Origin of the sequence: Tenacibaculum caenipelagi (assembly GCF_004363005.1) — a bacterium.
Taxonomy (GTDB): Bacteria; Bacteroidota; Bacteroidia; order Flavobacteriales; family Flavobacteriaceae; genus Polaribacter; species Polaribacter caenipelagi.
This window is the reverse complement of sequence record NZ_SNYH01000005.1, coordinates 18,645-36,736: the sequence shown is the minus strand read 5'-3', so window position 1 is coordinate 36,736 and position 18,092 is coordinate 18,645. Positions and strand designations below refer to the sequence as shown.

The 18,092-nt window shown below is 32.0% G+C and carries 20 protein-coding genes; 12 read left to right on the top strand and 8 right to left on the bottom strand.

The features are described from left to right. Window positions 1-28: 28 nt before the first annotated feature. Both DFQ07_RS11145 and DFQ07_RS11140 read right to left on the bottom strand, forming a co-directional pair. Window positions 29-451, bottom strand: a complete 423-nt coding sequence (locus tag DFQ07_RS11145; protein WP_133536877.1) for a hypothetical protein — start codon at window positions 449-451, stop codon at window positions 29-31. Window positions 452-475: 24 nt separating this feature from the next. Then, window positions 476-2,146 (bottom strand): M1 family metallopeptidase, encoded by a 1,671-nt coding sequence (locus tag DFQ07_RS11140; RefSeq protein ID WP_133536875.1) that lies wholly within the window; start codon window positions 2,144-2,146, stop codon window positions 476-478. 91 nt (window positions 2,147-2,237) lie between these two features. Between DFQ07_RS11140 and DFQ07_RS11135 the strand changes: the two genes are divergently transcribed. The 4 genes from DFQ07_RS11135 (at window position 2,238) to DFQ07_RS11120 (ending at window position 6,014) form a co-directional block, all read left to right on the top strand. Further along, the gene (locus tag DFQ07_RS11135) at window positions 2,238-3,038 is read left to right on the top strand and encodes an SDR family oxidoreductase (RefSeq protein ID WP_133536873.1); all 801 of its coding nucleotides are present in this window, start codon (window positions 2,238-2,240) and stop codon (window positions 3,036-3,038) included. Window positions 3,039-3,160: 122 nt separating this feature from the next. Then, entirely contained in the window at window positions 3,161-3,814 is a 654-nt protein-coding gene (gene fsa, locus DFQ07_RS11130) for a fructose-6-phosphate aldolase (protein ID WP_133536871.1), read from the top strand. 108 nt (window positions 3,815-3,922) lie between these two features. Next, window positions 3,923-5,602 carry a 2-succinyl-5-enolpyruvyl-6-hydroxy-3-cyclohexene-1-carboxylic-acid synthase gene (menD, locus tag DFQ07_RS11125; RefSeq protein ID WP_133536869.1) on the top strand — a complete coding sequence of 560 codons (1,680 nt, stop codon included), beginning with the start codon at window positions 3,923-3,925 and terminating at the stop codon, window positions 5,600-5,602. Window position 5,603: 1 nt separating this feature from the next. Continuing rightward, window positions 5,604-6,014, top strand: a complete 411-nt coding sequence (locus tag DFQ07_RS11120; RefSeq protein WP_133536867.1) for a S1 RNA-binding domain-containing protein — start codon at window positions 5,604-5,606, stop codon at window positions 6,012-6,014. 1 nt (window position 6,015) lies between these two features. On the opposite strand, the gene DFQ07_RS11115 is transcribed toward DFQ07_RS11120, so the two are convergent. Continuing rightward, the gene (locus DFQ07_RS11115) at window positions 6,016-7,257 is read right to left on the bottom strand and encodes an alpha/beta hydrolase-fold protein (RefSeq protein ID WP_133536865.1); all 1,242 of its coding nucleotides are present in this window, start codon (window positions 7,255-7,257) and stop codon (window positions 6,016-6,018) included. 94 nt (window positions 7,258-7,351) lie between these two features. On the opposite strand from DFQ07_RS11115, the gene DFQ07_RS11110 reads away from it, so the two are divergent. The 7 genes from DFQ07_RS11110 (at window position 7,352) to ftsY (ending at window position 12,224) form a co-directional block, all read left to right on the top strand. Continuing rightward, a complete protein-coding gene (locus tag DFQ07_RS11110; RefSeq protein ID WP_133536863.1) occupies window positions 7,352-8,191 on the top strand; it encodes a 1,4-dihydroxy-2-naphthoyl-CoA synthase in 840 nt (279 codons plus the stop codon). A gap of 63 nt (window positions 8,192-8,254) precedes the next feature. Beyond that, window positions 8,255-8,863, top strand: a complete 609-nt coding sequence (locus DFQ07_RS11105) for a fumarylacetoacetate hydrolase family protein (RefSeq protein WP_133536861.1) — start codon at window positions 8,255-8,257, stop codon at window positions 8,861-8,863. A gap of 41 nt (window positions 8,864-8,904) precedes the next feature. Further along, window positions 8,905-10,149 (top strand): competence/damage-inducible protein A, encoded by a 1,245-nt coding sequence (locus DFQ07_RS11100; protein ID WP_133536859.1) that lies wholly within the window; start codon window positions 8,905-8,907, stop codon window positions 10,147-10,149. Between the two features lie 165 nt (window positions 10,150-10,314). Beyond that, entirely contained in the window at window positions 10,315-10,554 is a 240-nt protein-coding gene (rpmB, locus tag DFQ07_RS11095) for a 50S ribosomal protein L28 (protein ID WP_133537518.1), read from the top strand. Window positions 10,555-10,581: 27 nt separating this feature from the next. After that, window positions 10,582-10,764: a 50S ribosomal protein L33 gene (gene rpmG, locus DFQ07_RS11090; protein WP_013070733.1), complete on the top strand. Its 183-nt coding sequence runs from the start codon at window positions 10,582-10,584 to the stop codon at window positions 10,762-10,764. A 27-nt stretch (window positions 10,765-10,791) separates the two neighbouring features. Further along, the gene (locus DFQ07_RS11085) at window positions 10,792-10,944 is read left to right on the top strand and encodes a DUF4295 domain-containing protein (protein WP_133536857.1); all 153 of its coding nucleotides are present in this window, start codon (window positions 10,792-10,794) and stop codon (window positions 10,942-10,944) included. 326 nt (window positions 10,945-11,270) lie between these two features. Further along, window positions 11,271-12,224, top strand: a complete 954-nt coding sequence (ftsY, locus tag DFQ07_RS11080) for a signal recognition particle-docking protein FtsY (RefSeq protein WP_133536855.1) — start codon at window positions 11,271-11,273, stop codon at window positions 12,222-12,224. Between the two features lie 108 nt (window positions 12,225-12,332). Here ftsY and DFQ07_RS11075 read toward each other — a convergent pair whose 3' ends face one another. Continuing rightward, window positions 12,333-13,928: an alpha/beta hydrolase gene (locus DFQ07_RS11075; RefSeq protein WP_133536853.1), complete on the bottom strand. Its 1,596-nt coding sequence runs from the start codon at window positions 13,926-13,928 to the stop codon at window positions 12,333-12,335. A gap of 55 nt (window positions 13,929-13,983) precedes the next feature. Then, window positions 13,984-14,583, bottom strand: a complete 600-nt coding sequence (locus tag DFQ07_RS11070; protein WP_166627772.1) for a nitroreductase family protein — start codon at window positions 14,581-14,583, stop codon at window positions 13,984-13,986. A gap of 108 nt (window positions 14,584-14,691) precedes the next feature. Here DFQ07_RS11070 and DFQ07_RS11065 point away from each other — a divergent pair, with 108 nt between their 5' ends. After that, window positions 14,692-15,039 (top strand): winged helix-turn-helix transcriptional regulator, encoded by a 348-nt coding sequence (locus DFQ07_RS11065; protein ID WP_133536851.1) that lies wholly within the window; start codon window positions 14,692-14,694, stop codon window positions 15,037-15,039. 181 nt (window positions 15,040-15,220) lie between these two features. On the opposite strand, the gene DFQ07_RS11060 is transcribed toward DFQ07_RS11065, so the two are convergent. The 3 genes from DFQ07_RS11060 to DFQ07_RS11050 all read right to left on the bottom strand — a co-directional run bounded on the left by DFQ07_RS11060 (window position 15,221) and on the right by DFQ07_RS11050 (window position 18,016). After that, window positions 15,221-16,324 (bottom strand): SMP-30/gluconolactonase/LRE family protein, encoded by a 1,104-nt coding sequence (locus DFQ07_RS11060; protein ID WP_133536849.1) that lies wholly within the window; start codon window positions 16,322-16,324, stop codon window positions 15,221-15,223. 66 nt (window positions 16,325-16,390) lie between these two features. Continuing rightward, window positions 16,391-16,966 (bottom strand): Crp/Fnr family transcriptional regulator, encoded by a 576-nt coding sequence (locus DFQ07_RS11055; protein ID WP_133536847.1) that lies wholly within the window; start codon window positions 16,964-16,966, stop codon window positions 16,391-16,393. Window positions 16,967-17,248: 282 nt separating this feature from the next. Further along, window positions 17,249-18,016: a fibronectin type III domain-containing protein gene (locus tag DFQ07_RS11050; protein ID WP_133536845.1), complete on the bottom strand. Its 768-nt coding sequence runs from the start codon at window positions 18,014-18,016 to the stop codon at window positions 17,249-17,251. Window positions 18,017-18,092: the final 76 nt, after the last annotated feature.

Sequence of the window (18,092 nt, the reverse complement as noted above, 5' to 3'; positions counted from 1 at the left end):
TTTAATCAATAAAACAAAAAAACTCGAATCACATTGATTCGAGTTTTTTTGTTAGTCTTTTAGCCGTTGTAAATTCAATTATAGCCAAAACGATAATAATTAGAACTTCGACTAAAATATAAGTCCACCCTAAATTAGTAATTGTTTTAGAATGATAAAACGCAGCTCCAATAGATAAACAACAATATAGCAGGTTTATCAAAGCAATCCTTTTTAAGAATTGTGTTTGCTTTTTACTTCCTTTTTTAAAATAACAGTAAAAGTCATAGATTATAAAAAACACAGGTAAAAGAGCAAGTAAATAAAGAGTTGAAGGAGGAATTCCGAAAACACTCTCATATTTAACTAAAACAAGCCCTAATAAAAGGGCAGATAAAGTTGCTCCAAAACCATCTATTAAAAAGAGTTTTTTAGGGTTAAGAATAGAAAACTCTATTATTTGTTTGATCATAAAATGGTAAAGTATAACTGTTTTTTATATTGATTTTGAGTATATATAGAAGTTGTTGTCAATTTCAATAGTGTTTGCTCCGATTGGTTTCGTTTGCCAATTTTCTGTAGGAGTCAATAGTTTAGACTCGCCATTAATAGTTATTCTTAAAGGCATATTAAATCCTTTTACTACATTATTCCAACGATATTTTAAGGTGTTATTTTCAATATGATATTCAAACTCTGGAATTTTAACTGTACGTAAGTACTGATCAAAAACCTTGGTTAAATCAATTCCAGATTTTTCTATTAGATATTGTTCAATTTCTTGAGTAGTTACGGTTTTGTGATAAAAATTAGAGTTTAGTCCACGTAAAATTTGTCGCCATTTTTCATCATCATTTACCAGTTGGCGGATAGTGTGTAACATATTGGCACCTTTGTAATACATGTCTCCTGAACCTTCGTTGTTTACATCATAATGCCCAATAATAGGAGTGTCATTTTGAATAGCTCTACGGGTTCCTATAACATACTCGGCAGAGGCTTTTTTTCCGTAGTAATAATCTAAAAATAAGTTTTCTGAATAGGCAGTAAAACTTTCATGAATCCACATATCGGCAATATCTTTATCAGTAATGTTGTTGGCGAACCATTCATGACCAGATTCATGAATAATAATAAAATCGAATTTTAACCCCCAACCGGTTCCTGATAAATCTCTCCCTAAGTATCCATTTTGATATTGATTTCCGTAGGTTACAGAACTTTGATGCTCCATTCCTAAATACGGAACTTCTACTAGTTTAAATCCGTCTTTATAAAAAGGGTATTTACCAAACCAGTATTCAAAAGCCTTTATCATTTTTGGAGCATCTTTAAACTGTTCTTTGGCTTTTTTTAAATTATCACGTAAAACATAATAGTTCATGTCTAATTCACCACCTTCACCTTGGTACTTTTCAGAAAAATGAACATAGTCTCCAATATTAACATTAACTCCGTAATTATTAATTGGGTTGTCTACAAACCAATGATAGGTTGTAGTATTGTCTTTGTGTTGCTCAATATTTCGTAAACGACCATTAGATACATCCATTAAATTTTTTGGTACACGAACGCTAATAGCCATACTGTCTACTTCGTCGTACATATGATCTTTATTTGGCCACCATACACTAGCACCTAATCCTTGACAAGAAGTAGCAACAAAATGATTTCCGTTGTTGTCTTTTTTCCATGAAAAACCACCATCCCAAGGAGCTCTAATTGCTTCTTTAGGTTTTCCTTCGTAATACACATCAATAGATTGTATTTCTCCTATTTTTTGAGGTGTTTTTAGTTGAATGAAATGCGCATTCCCTTCTGAAATAACTTTTAACTCCTCGTTATTTTGAGTGGCTTTGGTAATTTTTAAAGGAGGTTGTAAATCGATTTGTAAAACTTGATGTGGTTTTAAAACCTTGTATTGTACTGTGTTTTTTCCTTTGATGAATTTTTTATCAGGATTAACAGCGATGTTAAGGTGATAGTATGTTAAATCCCACCAAGATCTTTCAGGAGTAATGGAACCACGTAAGGAATCCTGACGCGTGAATTTCTCACTTTTTGAAAATAACGCTGTTTTTTTTTGAGCTGAAATAGAAGAGCATCCAGTTGTTAAAATCATAAATGATGTAATAAAAACAGAGGCTAAAAATGTTTTTTTATGCATAGTGTTTGTTCTTGAGTGATAAAAGGCTAAGATAAGTTTTTAAAGTTTTTTTATTGGGCTAACTTTAAGATATTTGCTTAAAATTAAAGCAATGTCAAAAATAGTTTTCATCACAGGAGCTTCTTCAGGAATAGGAAAATCAATAGCTACATATTTGCATGAAAAAGGGTATACAGTGTATGGTACAAGTAGAAAACCAGATAAGATAAATGTTCCATTTAATATGGTTGCATTGGATGTTACTAATGAAGTATCGATTGAAAATGCAGTAGCAGAAGTGATAGCTAAAGAAGGAAAGATTGATGTACTGATTAACAATGCAGGGAAAGGGATAACAGGTCCCATTGAAGATACACCTACGGTTGAGATGAGAGAAAATTTCAATACTAATTTCTTTGGAGTTATTGATGTTGTTAAAGCGGTTTTGCCTTACATGAGAAAGCAACAATCAGGAACGATTATCAATACCACATCAATTGCAGGTTATATGGGGTTGCCTTTTAGAGGAATTTATTCGGCAAGTAAAGGAGCTTTAGAGTTGGTAACCGAGGCATTGAGTATGGAGGTAAAAAGTTTTGGAGTTAAAGTAGTAAATGTTGCGCCAGGTGATTTTGCTACAAATATCGCTGCGGGGAGGTATCATACGCCTGTTTTTGAAGATTCTGCATATAAAGAAAAATATGCAGAGAATTTAGCTTTGATGAATGATCATGTTAATTCTGGTGCTGACCCAATATTAATGGCGAAAGCTATTCATCATATTATTGAAAATAAAAGTCCAAAGGTTCATTATAAAGTAGGTGGTTTTATGGAAAAATTTTCAATCGTATTAAAAAGAATCTTACCAGATAAAGTTTATGAAAAACTCTTAATGAATCATTATAAATTGTAAATTCGCAGAAGATTAGTGACTGAATATATTATAGCGTAAAAAGCAGTTTTATGTTTTGTTTTACAGGAGGTTACGAGTCTTTGAATATAAGATTAGAACACAACTACATAATTTAGATACAGATGAAATTTTTTATTGACACAGCTAACTTAGACCAAATAAAAGAAGCGCAAGCTTTAGGTATTTTAGATGGAGTTACTACCAATCCTTCGTTAATGGCAAAAGAAGGAATTACTGGTGAAGAAAATATTATAAACCATTACAAAGCTATTTGCGAAATTGTTGAAGGAGATGTTTCTGCTGAAGTAATTTCTACTGATTTTGATGGAATGATAAAAGAAGGTGAGGCGTTAGCTGCATTGCATCCACAAATCGTGGTAAAATTACCTATGATTGCTGATGGTATTAAAGCGTGTAAATATTTTTCTGATAAAGGAATCAAAACTAATGTAACACTAGTGTTTTCTGCTGGTCAAGCATTATTGGCAGCGAAAGCTGGTGCAACATATGTGTCGCCATTTATTGGTCGTTTAGATGATATTTCTACAGACGGGTTAAATTTAATTTCTGAAATCCGTCAGATTTATGATAACTATTTATTTGACACGCAAATTTTAGCAGCATCTGTACGTCATACAATGCATGTTATTGATTGCGCTAAGATTGGTGCTGATGTGATGACTGGTCCATTAAGTGCTATTGAAGGATTGTTAAAGCACCCATTAACCGATATTGGTTTAGCTAAGTTTTTAGCAGATTATAAAAAAGGAAATTAACCAACTTAGTTGGTAGAAAATATAATGTCATTTCGACCGAAGGGAGAAATCTTTTTATTTATAAAGATTCTTATCCTTTTTCGAAATGGCATTTTTTAACGTTATAAAATGTTCCCAAAAAAAGAACTCGCACAATTAGTTATTTCTGCATGTCATCAATTTGATGTTGATACTGTTGTTATTTCTCCAGGATCACGAAATGCACCGCTTACAGTTGGTTTTTCAAATCATCCAGAGATTAAGGCATTAAGTGTGGTGGATGAGCGTTGTGCTGCTTTTTTTGCATTGGGAATTGCGCAGCAAACTCGAAAACCTGTAGCGATAACTTGCTCTTCAGGTTCAGCTTTGTTAAATTATTACCCTGCAATTGCTGAGGCGTATTACAGTCAAATTCCGTTAATAGTGATTTCTGCAGATAGACCCAAACATTTAATTGATATTGGTGATGGGCAAACCATTCGCCAAGAAAATGTGTTTGAAAACCATATTTTGTTTTCTGCGAATTTGATTGAAGATGAAAAGCAACTAAAAAATAACACTGATTTATTGGTTGAAGCTTTACAGACTTCACTCACAAAAAAAGGTCCAGTTCATATCAATGTTCCGTTCGAAGAACCTTTGTATGAAACAGTAGATGAATTATACCCTGTATTTGAGAACAAGGTAAAGCAATCGTTTGATAAATTAAAAGTCATTGCGAGTGAAGCGAAGCAATCTGTAGATATAGAAAAATTAGCTGCTATTTGGAATTCTTCAACTAGAAAAATGATTTTAGTGGGAAGTAGTTTCCCTGATTCTGAGCTACAAAAAGTACTATCATTATATGCTGAAGATAATTCAGTGATAATTTTAACAGAAACGACTTCAAACCTACACCATCCTAAGTTTATCAATAGTATTGATAAGGTTATTTTTCCATTATCGGTAGAACAATTTGAAGCATATAAACCAGAGGTTTTAGTAACTCTAGGTGGAATGGTAATTTCAAAAAAAATCAAACAACTTTTTCGAAAATCACCACCTAAACACCATTGGCATATAGATGAATTGAAACCAATGGATACTTACCATTGTTTATCAGAGTTTGTGCAAATTAATCCAGTAGGTTTTTTAACAACTCTGTTTGATGTAAAGAAGAGTATTCAAAGTGATTATCAGCAAAGATGGTTAGATGAAAAGGCTCGAAGAGTAGAAAAACATGATGTTTGTTTGAAAAATTGTGAGTATTCAGACTTAAAAGTATTTGAAGCAATTTTACAGAAAATCCCTAATGACTCTCAGTTGCAAATTAGCAATAGTTCTACGATTCGATATTCACAATTGTTTGATGTAAACCCAACCTTACGAGTATTTTGTAATAGAGGAACAAGTGGTATAGATGGAAGCACAAGTACAGCTATAGGTTCAGCATTTGTTGATGATAAAATTACAACATTCATCACGGGAGATTTGAGTTTTTTTTATGATAGTAATGCATTGTGGAATGCAAATGTTCCCACGAATTTTAGAATTATTGTTTTAAATAATGCAGGAGGTGGTATTTTTAGGTTTATTCCTGGTCCGTTAACAACCAATGCAACTGATTATTTTGAAACGCCACACAATTTAACAGCTGAACATTTGGCAAAAATGTATGGTTTTGAATATGTTTCGATAACTAATTTAGAAGAATTAAATATAGGGCTGAGAGGTTTTTATACAGAATCAAGTCAACCAAAAATAATGGAGATTTTTACTCCAAAAGAAATAAATGATGTAGTTTTAAAGAACTATTTTAAAAACTTATAAGATGGAATTAAAAGAAGGAGACAAGGTAGAGCTAGTTATTGGTGTTCAAACAGCATTAGGATATTCAGTTTTAATTAATGAAGAGTTTGAAGGTTTGTTGTATAACAACGAAGTTTTTAGTGATATAGAAGAAGGAACTAGAACAGTCGGTTACATTAAGAAGATTAGAGAAGATGATAAGATTGATGTGTCGTTACGCCCACAAGGATTTAAAAATGTAATTGATTTAGATGCAGATAAAATTCTACAAAAATTAGAGGAAAAAGGTTTTCTATTGTTAACAGATAAAAGCTCTCCCGAATCAATTAAATTTCACTTACAAATGAGTAAAAAAGCATTCAAGAGAGCTATTGGCAGTTTGTATAAAAATAAAAAAATAGAATTACAAGAAGATAGAATAGTGTTAAAATAACCTATTCTTTATCTTCTTCTTGTTCTTGATTTTCATTTTCGTCATTAACTTCTTTTGCAGGTTTTTCTTTCTTTACTGTAGCCATTAAATCGTTTACGCGTTTAATGTTTTCGTAAAAAGCATTGGCGTTAGGGTCTGACGGATCCATTTTTCCGTAAGCAGCTTTATAGTAAAAGTCTGCCTTTTCATAATCTTTTCCTAACTCATAATATTTTCCAATATAGAAATCCCCCATGTGTGAATCAGGGTACTTTATCATTACAAAATCTCCTAATACTCTAAGGTAGTCACCATCTTGTCTGTCAATTACAATATCTTCAATGGCAAAAATATCATCCAAACGAACATTTAAGTTTGAACCGTATAAATACTGGATATCCAAGTATTTTTTCTCTACATATTTAATAGCGTCTAACGGAGCTAAGTCTTTAACATTAGCTTCAAACTCTTCTTTCGTTATTTTTGAATATAAGGCAAACATTTGAGTAAATGCTCTTGGGATGGTCTCTCCAATCATAGATAGGTAACTAGGAGCAGTTTCAAATTCGTCAAAATTAACATGTAAGTTTTTAGCTTCGTAAGAGGTCAATAATGTTTTAATATTGCTAAAACGGTTATATTGTTCAGAGTCGATGTACTTTTTGTTGTTGCTAGTGTATATAAAATAAGTATTGTCAATAGAACCTAATCTGTTTAATGAATACGAATCTATAATAACGGGAGCAAATTGAGGAAAGTCAGGAGTAATACAAATGTAAGAGTTAAAAGCAGGTTCCTCATCTTTTAAATAATGCGTAATAAAATTAGCTCCTTTACCTTCTCCAACGATCGTCATAAAAGCAGAAGTTCTAAAATTACCTTCCATAAAAGAAACTAATTCGTGTTTTACAAAGTTGAAGAAATGTACTCCAGAAGTTGTTAGTGCATTGTTGGCAGGTATAATAGAAACATCTTTAGCATAAGTGTTTTTCATATCGATACCAACAACAATTTGTCTAGGAGCTTTATCTACATTAGCATATAGTTTTGCATTCCCTACATATAGGTCAAAAAGATACTCATCACCTAAGACAATTGCCAAAGGGTAATTGGTAGTTTCATCTATGTCATAACCTTTAGGAAGGTAGATTTTAATATTTCTACTTTCGCCTAATTCTTTAGAATTAACTTTTTGAGAAATTATTTTTTGGGAAAAAAGACTAGTACTAACTAATAAGGTAAATAATAAATATACTTGTTTCATATTAGGGGTAAATTATATCGTTCAAAGATAGAAAAGAAAAATAAAGTTATTATGTTATTTTTGTACATCTAAATAACGACAATATATTAAAATTATGATACAACCAGACTGGAAAGTTGCCAAAGAATATGAAGATATTACTTATAAAAAGTCACATAATGTTGCAAGAATAGCATTTAATAGACCTAATGTACGTAATGCGTTTCGCCCAAAAACTACCTCTGAATTGTTAGATGCATTTCAAGATGCGCATGAAGATACCAATATCGGAGTTGTATTATTGTCTGCCGAAGGACCATCAACAAAAGATGGTGTTTGGAGTTTCTGTTCTGGAGGTGACCAAAATGCACGAGGACACCAAGGGTATGTTGGAGAAGATGGATATCACCGATTAAATATTTTAGAAGTACAACGTTTAATTCGTTTTATGCCAAAAGCAGTAATCTGTGTAGTTCCAGGTTGGGCAGTAGGTGGAGGACATAGTTTACACGTAACTTGTGATTTAACGTTGGCGAGTAAAGAACATGCTATTTTTAAACAAACTGATGCAGATGTTACTTCGTTTGATGCTGGTTATGGTTCAGCGTACTTAGCAAAAATGGTAGGACAAAAGAAAGCTCGTGAAATCTTTTTCTTAGGAAGAAATTATTCGGCACAAGAAGCCTATGAAATGGGAATGGTAAATGCAGTTGTGTCTCATGACGAATTAGAGCAGACAGCTTTTGATTGGGCACAAGAAATTTTAGCAAAGTCACCAACTTCAATAAAAATGTTAAAGTTTGCAATGAACTTAACGGATGATGGAATGGTTGGTCAACAGGTGTTTGCGGGTGAAGTAACTCGTTTAGCTTATATGACCGATGAAGCAAAAGAAGGACGTGATGCGTTTTTAGAAAAACGTAAGCCTAACTTCCCAAAAACTTGGATACCTTAAAACCAGCTGTCATTTCGAACAAAAGAGAGAAATCTCTAAGTTAAACGTAAAAACAAATAAGCATTGAAAATAATTTGTATTGGGCGTAATTACGCAAAACATATAGAAGAATTAGCAAATGAAAGACCAGAGAATCCTGTAGTTTTTTTAAAACCAGATTCAGCTATTCTTCCCAAGAAAATGCCGTTTTTTATTCCAACTTTTTCAAATGATGTGCATTATGAGGTGGAAGTATTAGTGAAGATAAATAAAGTAGGGAAACACATTTCTTCAAAATTTGCACATAAGTATTATGATACTGTTGGATTAGGAATCGATTTTACAGCTCGTGATGTTCAAGCACAATGTAAAGAAAAAGGGCTGCCATGGGAAAAGGCCAAAGCCTTTGACGGTAGTGCCATTGTTGGTGAGTTTTACCCGAAAGAAGAATTTGATTTAGAAAATATTTCTTTTCAATTACAAAAGAACGATGAGGTGGTTCAAGATGGAAACACGTCTAATATGTTGTGGAAGATTGATGAGTTGGTAAGCTATGTGTCGCAGTATTTCACTTTAAAAAAAGGAGATATTATTTTTACAGGTACACCAGCAGGTGTTGGTCAAGTAGTAGAAAATGACATATTAACAGGGACTATTGAAGGAAAACAAGCTTTTGAGATAAAAGTAAAATAAAATATCCTGCTTTGGCGGGATTCTTTTTTAGAGGTAACTAAATGAATGCAGAAATTATAACGATAGGAGACGAGATTCTTATCGGACAAATAGTGGATACCAATTCACAATGGATTGGTGAAGAACTCAATAAAATTGGTGTTTCAGTTTATCAAATATCATCGATACAAGATGAAAAACAGCACATATTAAATGCGTTAAAAGAAGCAGAGGGTAGAGCAGATATCGTTATTATTACTGGGGGATTGGGGCCTACCAAAGACGATATCACTAAAAAAACGATTGCTGAATATTTTCAAGATGAAAAAGTTGTTGAATACCCAGAGGTTATTGATAATATTAAGCATTTATTTAAGAAAGTCAATCATCCGTTTAATGAAGTTCAAAAATACCAAGCACAGCTTCCTTCGAAAGCAACCTTGCTGATGAATTATTTAGGAACTGCACCCGGAATGTGGTTTTATGAAAATAATACTGTTTTTGTTTCGCTTCCAGGAGTTCCATATGAAATGAAAGGTTTGATGACACAAGAGGTGTTGCCAAGGCTCCAATCGACCTTTGAATTACCTTTCATCTTGCATAGAACTATTATGACTGTAGGTACGGGTGAAACGATTATTGCTGAAAGAATTTCCGATTGGGAAGATAGCTTACCAAGCTTTATAAGGTTAGCATATTTACCATCTTATGGAAGTGTTCGTTTGCGATTATCAGCTAAAGGAAATAATAAAGAGTTGTTGGCAAAAGAGATGGAGAAACAAGTGGCAGGGTTATATGATTTAATTCCTGAGATTATTGTTGGAGATGATGAAGAAACGTCATTAGAAAAAGAAGTTGGTAAGTTGTTAAAGCAGCAAGGAAAAACAGTTGCAACAGCTGAAAGTTTGACAGGAGGAAAAATAGCATCAACTATCGTTTCAGTACCAGGAGCGTCGGGTTATTTTATGGGTGGATTTATAACGTATACAGCTACTTTAAAGCAACAATTATTAGGCGTTCCTAAAGAAACAATTGATCAATTTACGGTAGTAAGTAAAGAAGTAGCAGAAGCAATGGCGAAAGGATGCTTAGAAAAATTACAAACTGACTATGCTATAGCAGTTACAGGAAATGCAGGACCAACTACCGATCATAACGATAAAAATGTAGGTTTGGTATATATTGCTATTGCTAGTAAAAATGGGGTGGAAGTGCAAGAGTTTAACTTTGGGCAACCTAGAGAGAAAGTTATCAATAGAACGGTAACTAAATCTTTAGAACTTTTACAATCAATCATATTAAAATAATTAGTATTTTTGCGCCCGTTACGCTTCCAAATAGGTTAGATGCTGAACCTAAGTTTTGAATGGATTAAAATAAATTGAAATTTAATCGAGATTATTTTTGTGCAATAAATTAAAATGCATAAATTTGCACCTCGTTTAGAAATAACACTAAAAACTGTCAAGAAGATGTCTAGAGTTTGTGAATTAACAGGAAAAAAAGCGATGGTAGGGAACAACGTATCTCACGCTTTAAATAGAACTAAAAGAAGATTTAACGCTAATTTAATGACTAAGCGTTTCTATATTCCAGAAGAAGATAAATGGATTACTTTAAAAGTATCTGCTTCTGCATTAAAAAATATTAATAAAAAAGGAATCTCTGCTGTTATTAAAGAAGCAAGAGAGAACGGTTTTTTAACTAAGTAATTCCTTACTAGATAAAATTTTAGAGAGATGGCAAAAAAAGGAAACAGAGTTCAAGTAATTTTAGAGTGTACTGAGCACAAAGCTTCTGGACAACCAGGAACTTCTCGTTATATTACAACTAAGAACAAAAAGAATACTCCTGACAGAATGGAATTAAAGAAATTTAATCCAATCTTAAAGAAGATGACAGTTCATAAAGAAATTAAATAATTAGCTACGGCGTAAACTTTAATTAAAATGGCAAAGAAATCAGTAGCAACTTTACAAACAGGTTCGAAAAGATTGACCAAAGCTATCAAAATGGTAAAGTCTCCAAAATCAGGAGCTTATACTTTTGTTGAAGCTATTATGGATCCAGCACAAGTAAATGACTTTTTTGCAAAAAAGTAATTCTTGTATACAGTTTAAAGAAAAGCTACTTTCATTAGAGAGTAGCTTTTTTTATGTGTTAAAAAAATGTATTTTTGAATATTACCCTTTGGGTCGGGCTTTGCGCTGTATCTTTATGAGAAGCAAATAAATTATTTGCTATAGGAACCTCTAAAAATCAAGAGGTTATTTTGGTTTTCTCGTAATGACGATTTACAAACACAAAATAGGATGCCGCTATAATTTCTAATGCAAAAATTAACAAACGTCATTGTATAATGACAATATGACCACATCGAAAGTTTGGTATAGTTTTTAACCTATATAAGCGATTATAAAATTTAACCATGAGTTTTTTTAAAAACATCTTCTCAAAAGAGAAAAAAGAAACCTTAGATAAAGGATTAGAAAAAACCAAATCAAGTTTTTTCTCTAAATTATCAAAAGCAGTTGCTGGAAAAGCAAAAGTTGATGATGATGTGTTAGATAATTTAGAAGAAGTATTAGTGTCGTCTGATGTAGGAGTAGAAACGACTCTTAAAATTATTGATAGAATCGAAGAACGTGTTTCTCGCGATAAATATTTGGGAACCGATGAGTTAAACCAAATTTTGCGTGAAGAAATAGCAGGTTTGCTGTCAGAAACGAATACAGGAGATGAAACCGATTTTACTATTCCAGTAAACAGTAAACCATATGTGTTAATGGTGGTTGGAGTGAATGGAGTTGGAAAAACAACAACGATTGGTAAGTTAGCTTCTCAGTTTAAAAAGAAAGGTTTAAAAGTGATTTTAGGAGCTGCTGATACTTTTAGAGCAGCTGCGATAGATCAGTTACAAGTTTGGGCAGATAGAACTGATGTACCAATTGTACGTCAAGAAATGGGGTCTGATCCAGCATCTGTAGCTTTTGATACCGTGCAATCAGGTGTTAATCATGGAGCCGATGTAATTATTATTGATACAGCAGGTCGTTTACATAATAAGGTAAACTTAATGAATGAGCTAACCAAGATTAAACGAGTAATGCAAAAAGTAGTGCCAGATGCACCACATGATGTGTTGTTAGTATTAGATGGTTCTACAGGACAAAATGCTTTTGAACAAGCAAAACAATTTACCAAAGCAACTGAGGTAACTTCATTAGCAGTAACTAAGTTAGATGGTACAGCCAAAGGAGGAGTTGTAATTGGTATTTCTGATCAATTTCAAATTCCTGTAAAATATATTGGAGTAGGAGAAGGTATTGATGATTTACAAGTGTTCAACAAACACGAATTTGTAGATTCGTTTTTTAAATAGTAAATGCTATTCCTGCGTAGGTAGGAATCTCAGTATAAATAAAAAACTCCCACTTAGGGAGTTTTTTATGCTTATAATTTATAGGGTTCTATAGAAGAAAAGTAAAAATTAGTTATGAGTACCTATTAATGAGATAATTCCGTCAGAAAGTGTTCCTCTCCAATTTACATAACTATGTCCACCTTTAAACTCACGATAATCTACTTTATAACCTTTTAACTCCAATATATCTCTGAATTGTCTGTTCATTCCAAGCATGGATGCACCTGCGTCATAAAGTCCAATATCCATATAAAAATTTACAGGTAATAATTTACTTTTTTTATAAGCATCTATAAGTTTCCCATTTTCTTTAGGGTATATCCAGTGATTCTCATTCTTTGTTCCTTTGATCCAATAAGAACCAGATTGAGAAAGTACATTTCCTATAGAATTGGAATGTTTTAATGCTACATAGCTAGCAGCAAAACCCCCTCTACTTGAACCTGCCAAAACAACTTTGTTTGCTTGAGGATATATATTATACTTAGAGTGAGCCCAAGGAATAAGTTCTTTTGCTATAAAATCACCAAACTTTTCATTTATTAAATCTTTGCCTCTTTTCCCCATTGACCATACTAAAACGGTAACAGTTGAAGTAATTTTATTATCTGCCATTAAGTTGTCTATTATTGTTGGAGTTGGTATTCTAGACCTTCTGTTAGGTCTTCCTCCATAAGCCTCTCCATCAAAAACAATGAGTAGATTATGAGGGGTGTTGGAGTTGTAATTAGCTGGAGTATGAACAGAAATTTTTCGCTCTTCGTTTAAAATATCACTGAATAGAGAAGTAGGAAAAAGTTTACCTTTGGCTACACCTTCTTTTTCAGAAATATAAATTTGTCTTGGAGCTTCCGGCATTTCTATAGTCCCGTCATAAGCATGTTCAACACTTCTTGATTCAATTTCATTATAAGGGCCTGCTTTATCTAAGTTAAAATAATTGAATCCATAATTAAAACGAGCGTCTTTAGGAACTCGTTGAGTAACAAAAAATAATTTAGTATTGGTTAATTTTTGAAAACGTAAACCTAAAAAATCAGGTCCGCCACTTAACATTACATATTCCGTATTTTTATGAGGAACACAGAAATAGGTGACTAACATTTCCTTGTTGTCCCCTTCAATAGGTTCAATAATATATTTTTCTGTATGATTTGAGATAAAATCATCAATAGCGTTATCATTGGTTAATGAAGATTCCCATAAGTTGTACAAGGTCTTAGTTGGAAGCTCTTTTTTAGCTATTCGTTTCATATTGTCCTTTAAGCTCAATATTTGCTGAATTTGTAAAGTATAGCTTCCCTTGGTAGAATTTTTATCTAGCGAATGAACAACTAGTTTGTACACCCCAAATTTGTTTGCTGTTAAATCGATGGGTTCTATGCCATTTTTTCCATTTGGACTATCAATCTGTTTTAAAAATACGTCGTCTGGATTATAAATATCGATAACAAGATCTATCTCTTTTTGAATTAACTCTCCAATAATGGCCATACCATTTTCTAACTTGAAAGTATAAGTATGTTTTTCTGAAGGCGAAATAATTTTATTGATTTCTTTTCCAGTAATTAAACTTTTTTCAAGTTTAGCTTGGGCATACATAGCAGTACTAGTATAAAAAAGAAATAAAAAGGATAGAGCAATTTTTAATAAAATATTCATTTTAGGTTTTAGTCTAAGTTAATACAAGTAACAAAAGTTTTAAATTTTTTATTTCTTAAACTGTTTGAATAACCTTATTGAAAGCCAATCTTGATTTAGGTTTTTTATTAGGCTGATTAAAGTCTTCGTTATCTCTATATCCAATAGCTACAGCAACAAGAGTTGCATAGTTTTCGTTATCCAAAATCTTGTCATAGTTCTTTGGTTCAATACCTTCCATTGGAGTAGCATCAATTCCCATTTCTGCACAGGCACTTAAAAAAACTCCCACTGCTAAATAAACTTGTTTGTCAAACCATGCCTTAATTTCTTCTTCAGGTTTCGGTTTTATAAATTCTTTATAATAATTAACCATTGCTTCAGGTAACTCTTCTTCAATTTGTTGTTCAAACAACTTAATGTTATCAATTCGGTTAAATACTACAATAGTATCACTCTCAATAACTTTGCTAGCATTTAACCACGATACTTCAGAAAGCTTCTTTTTAGTATTAGTATCAGAAACAAAAGTAAACTTCCAAGGTTGACTGTTTATTGATGAGGGACTTAATTGTAAAACTTGTTGTAATTCCTTAATTTTTTCAGACTCAATTTTTTTTGAAGCATTGTATTTTTTAGTCGTATAACGTTGCTGCATTAATTCTATAAAACTCATATTTTATTTTTTTAATTAAACTATAAAAATTATAGTAGCAAAAGTAATTATAGTATTTTATCTTTGCAATAACGGTCAAAAATGATAGTATAAAATATAGAAGTATAAATGTCTAAAACACTTAAGTTTAAAGGAAAAGAATTTCCTTGTTGTACTAGTTTAACGATGGGAATAATAGGAGGTAAATGGAAAACTGTAATTCTTTACCACTTAATTAAAGGAAAGCTTCGTTATGGTGAATTACGGAAAGAAATTCCAATGGTTACAGAACGAACTTTAAGTTTGCAGTTGAAAGCATTAGAAGAAGACGGAGTAATTAAAAGAAAGGTGTATACATCAAAACCACCTTTAAAAGTAGAATACTCTTTAACTGATTTAGGTCAAACTTTAATTCCAATAGTTCAGTCTATTGCAGATTGGGGTGACTTTGCCATAAAAAATCATTCTAAGCAATAGTTAAGAATTGTCAATTATTAGAATTTAGAAGCAGGAGTTCGATAAGTTTAGCTTTTATAGGAAAAACTGAACTATTACAACTAACATATGCATTTGAACAAATAAAGAAAGTAAGAAAGGCACCAGTTGATTATAACTAATAGACAATATATGAAAAACTCCCAATTTGGGAGTTTTTATTTTAATTCTCTAATTTGTATTTTCCAATATAACCAGATACATCTCCACCAAGATAAAGATATCCATTATGTTCTTCAACAGAACTTGCTTCTGATACAACTTTACCAGTAGTATCATAATAAGTTTTTAAGATTTTCCCATCATTACTCAAATGCATTATCATTCCATAAGGAGCTACTTTAGGTTGTAAAAATAGTGGGAGACCATAAACTAACTTTTTTACAAGTGGTTTAGGATGTATTTCATCCAAAGAAGAATCCCTTTTAGTTGAAAAACCAAGCCAAAAGCTACCATCAGACCTTCTAGAAACTCCATTAGGAAAACCAGGTAAGTTGTCTAAGAATACATCTGTTGTTCCTTTCTGATTTCCTTTTAACCAGTATCTTAGTATTCTATATTTCGCTAAATCTACCATTAGAACAAAGTCATCATTTTGAGAAACAGCAACACCGTTTCCGAAATAAGTACCATCTATAAGTGTTTTTACTTGTTTAGTTTTAGGGTCATAACTATAAAGGCCTCCATCGGGTTTCGATTCCATTAAAAGCTTCCAAATATGTGTTCTGCTAAAAGGTATTTTTGAAGAAGTATTGGTAAAATATATAATTCCATCCGAAGCAATGTCTACATCATTGGGGATAAGAAATTTGTTTCCATTTTCATCTTCGCTTGCTAAAGTTGTGATCTTTCCGTTTTTGTCAACACTAATTAAACCTCTTTCTAAGTCACATGCAATTAGGTTTTGATTGCTGTCAAAATGCAGTCCAGCAACCCAAGATCCCGTATTACAAAAGACAGAAACTTTTCCTGATGGGGCAATCTTTAAAATTCGACCATCTGAAAAATTTGTTTCAGAAATATGAACTCCACAATATAGATTTCCTTGATTATCTACTGCAATGTCCTCAGGACCATACCAACCGTCTAAATTGATATGTTTGGTGGAACTTAGTAGTTTATTTTCAAGGAGCACACCTTCTAATTTTGGAGGAGCTGCTGGAGACCAAGCTTCAGGGCTAATTGAACAAGATTTAAATGTAACACTAGCTATAAAAATAGCCAAGCATAAGAGAATAGCATATTTTGCTATCGATACGATTTTCATTGTATTTATTTTATAATTTATAAGGACAAAGAAAATGAGAGGAAACTATTTTTATCTTGACAAATGTTAGGAAATGACAACTTCTTTTCGAATTCTACTGAGTGATTCAGCAGCTATACCAAGAAAGCTAGCGATTTGGTATTGAGGCGCCCTCAAAACAATTTTTTTATCGTAGTTCTTTATAAAATCTAAATACTTTTTCTTGCCCGATTTTGTTTGCATAGTTAAAGCTCTTTGTTGTGCACAAAGATGATTTCTCTCTGCTAAGATTCTTCCAAACTTCTCAAAATTGGGAGATTCTTTATATAATTGGGTTAAACTTTTAAAAGATATTTTATATACAGTACTGTCTTCAATAGCTTCTAAAAATTCGTGAGAAGGGATTTGGTATATAAAACTATCAAAAACTGTTATAAACTGCTTGTCACAAGCAAAGTAGGTGGTAAACTCTTTGTCTTCAATATTTTTAAATGTTCTAAAAAAACCAGATTCTATAAAGTATAAATCCTTAGTGGTCTTTCCTTCTTCAATCACTAACGTTTTTGCTTTGTATTCTTTTCTTTCTAATTGATTGTAAAATGTTTGAAACTCATCTTCTGTGAGTCCGATTAAATCCTGTAGCAATTTTTTGAGTTCGTTCATTAGTGTTTGATAGCGATTAATTTAGTTTTTAAGTGCATATTCTCTAATAACGAAGTTATCTAAAACAGGACTAAAAATCAAGCTAGTCTTAAATGGGTAAATAAAAGAGAGTTTCTTCATAGTATATTGGAGTAGGAAAGGGTATTGATGATTTATAAGCGTTTAACTAACAAAGGTTTGTAGATTCGTTTTTTAAGTAGAAAAGGAAAACTAATAAAAAGAAAAAGCAGCTTTTTAAAGCTGCTTTTTCTTTTTATTAAATATATTCTATTCTATTCTATTTTATTGTTTTGTAAATTTATAAGTAACCTGTTTTACTCCACTAGAACAGTCATTATAAACATCTGATGAAAACTTCAAATAAAAAACACTATCGTTATTAAGGTTATAACTACTATCTTCATTAGAGGGACCAAAATAATAACTTCCATTGCATGAGCAAGCAGATTGAAGTAGAGGAACGTTTAAGGTTCCATTTTCTTGAAGGACAAAATAAAAAGTATATATAGGACTACAATTGTCAGGGAAAAATTTGGTGTCAAATTTACGCCTATTATCTTGACCACTTATACTTAAAGTTACAATTGAGCCATTAGATAATACAGGGCCATTAGAATCTATATTTGTAATTTCTTCGATTAAGTAATTACCAGTAAAAGAATCAGAAACAGTACCTGACTTAGTAATAAAACTGTGTGGTCCTGCCCATTCACTATAATTTTCGCCTCCACAGTTAGATCGAACATAAAAGTCATATTCAGTATTACTATTAAGTTCAGTGATTTTTTTATAAAGCTCTCCACTGTTTACTCTGGTACCGCTGCCAATAGAAAAGCCTCTAGGACCGTATTCTATATTGAATAATTGAGAATTATTACTATCATACCATTCGCATACAGCAGAATTAGCGGTTGTATAATATGGGTCTATTTTTAATGATGTGGGTTTGTGGCAGTTAAATTCAGGTTCTGTACCTACTGTATTATCCCCATCATTATTAGAACACGAGATTGATAAAAGAATAATAAAAACTAATAATATTTTTTTCATAGCATAATAAGTATTTGAGTTTATAATGAGTCAAATATAAAATAAAAATATATTTCGAATAACTTTTTTAGGCTGT

What these genes read in the sequence shown, in the direction of transcription:
- DFQ07_RS11135 (WP_133536873.1), top strand. Translation starts at nt 2,238, where the DNA reads ATGTCAAAAATAGTTTTCATCACAGGAGCTTCTTCAGGAATAGGAAAA.
- DFQ07_RS11140 (WP_133536875.1), bottom strand. Translation starts at nt 2,146, where the DNA reads ATGCATAAAAAAACATTTTTAGCCTCTGTTTTTATTACATCATTTATG.
- DFQ07_RS11145 (WP_133536877.1), bottom strand. Translation starts at nt 451, where the DNA reads ATGATCAAACAAATAATAGAGTTTTCTATTCTTAACCCTAAAAAACTC.
- DFQ07_RS11060 (WP_133536849.1), bottom strand. Translation starts at nt 16,324, where the DNA reads ATGAAAATCGTATCGATAGCAAAATATGCTATTCTCTTATGCTTGGCT.
- DFQ07_RS11065 (WP_133536851.1), top strand. Translation starts at nt 14,692, where the DNA reads ATGTCTAAAACACTTAAGTTTAAAGGAAAAGAATTTCCTTGTTGTACT.
- rpmB (WP_133537518.1), top strand. Translation starts at nt 10,315, where the DNA reads ATGTCTAGAGTTTGTGAATTAACAGGAAAAAAAGCGATGGTAGGGAAC.
- rpmG (WP_013070733.1), top strand. Translation starts at nt 10,582, where the DNA reads ATGGCAAAAAAAGGAAACAGAGTTCAAGTAATTTTAGAGTGTACTGAG.
- menD (WP_133536869.1), top strand. Translation starts at nt 3,923, where the DNA reads ATGTTCCCAAAAAAAGAACTCGCACAATTAGTTATTTCTGCATGTCAT.
- DFQ07_RS11070 (WP_166627772.1), bottom strand. Translation starts at nt 14,583, where the DNA reads ATGAGTTTTATAGAATTAATGCAGCAACGTTATACGACTAAAAAATAC.
- ftsY (WP_133536855.1), top strand. Translation starts at nt 11,271, where the DNA reads ATGAGTTTTTTTAAAAACATCTTCTCAAAAGAGAAAAAAGAAACCTTA.
- DFQ07_RS11120 (WP_133536867.1), top strand. Translation starts at nt 5,604, where the DNA reads ATGGAATTAAAAGAAGGAGACAAGGTAGAGCTAGTTATTGGTGTTCAA.
- fsa (WP_133536871.1), top strand. Translation starts at nt 3,161, where the DNA reads ATGAAATTTTTTATTGACACAGCTAACTTAGACCAAATAAAAGAAGCG.
- DFQ07_RS11050 (WP_133536845.1), bottom strand. Translation starts at nt 18,016, where the DNA reads ATGAAAAAAATATTATTAGTTTTTATTATTCTTTTATCAATCTCGTGT.
- DFQ07_RS11075 (WP_133536853.1), bottom strand. Translation starts at nt 13,928, where the DNA reads ATGAATATTTTATTAAAAATTGCTCTATCCTTTTTATTTCTTTTTTAT.
- DFQ07_RS11110 (WP_133536863.1), top strand. Translation starts at nt 7,352, where the DNA reads ATGATACAACCAGACTGGAAAGTTGCCAAAGAATATGAAGATATTACT.
- DFQ07_RS11100 (WP_133536859.1), top strand. Translation starts at nt 8,905, where the DNA reads ATGAATGCAGAAATTATAACGATAGGAGACGAGATTCTTATCGGACAA.
- DFQ07_RS11115 (WP_133536865.1), bottom strand. Translation starts at nt 7,257, where the DNA reads ATGAAACAAGTATATTTATTATTTACCTTATTAGTTAGTACTAGTCTT.
- DFQ07_RS11055 (WP_133536847.1), bottom strand. Translation starts at nt 16,966, where the DNA reads ATGAACGAACTCAAAAAATTGCTACAGGATTTAATCGGACTCACAGAA.
- DFQ07_RS11085 (WP_133536857.1), top strand. Translation starts at nt 10,792, where the DNA reads ATGGCAAAGAAATCAGTAGCAACTTTACAAACAGGTTCGAAAAGATTG.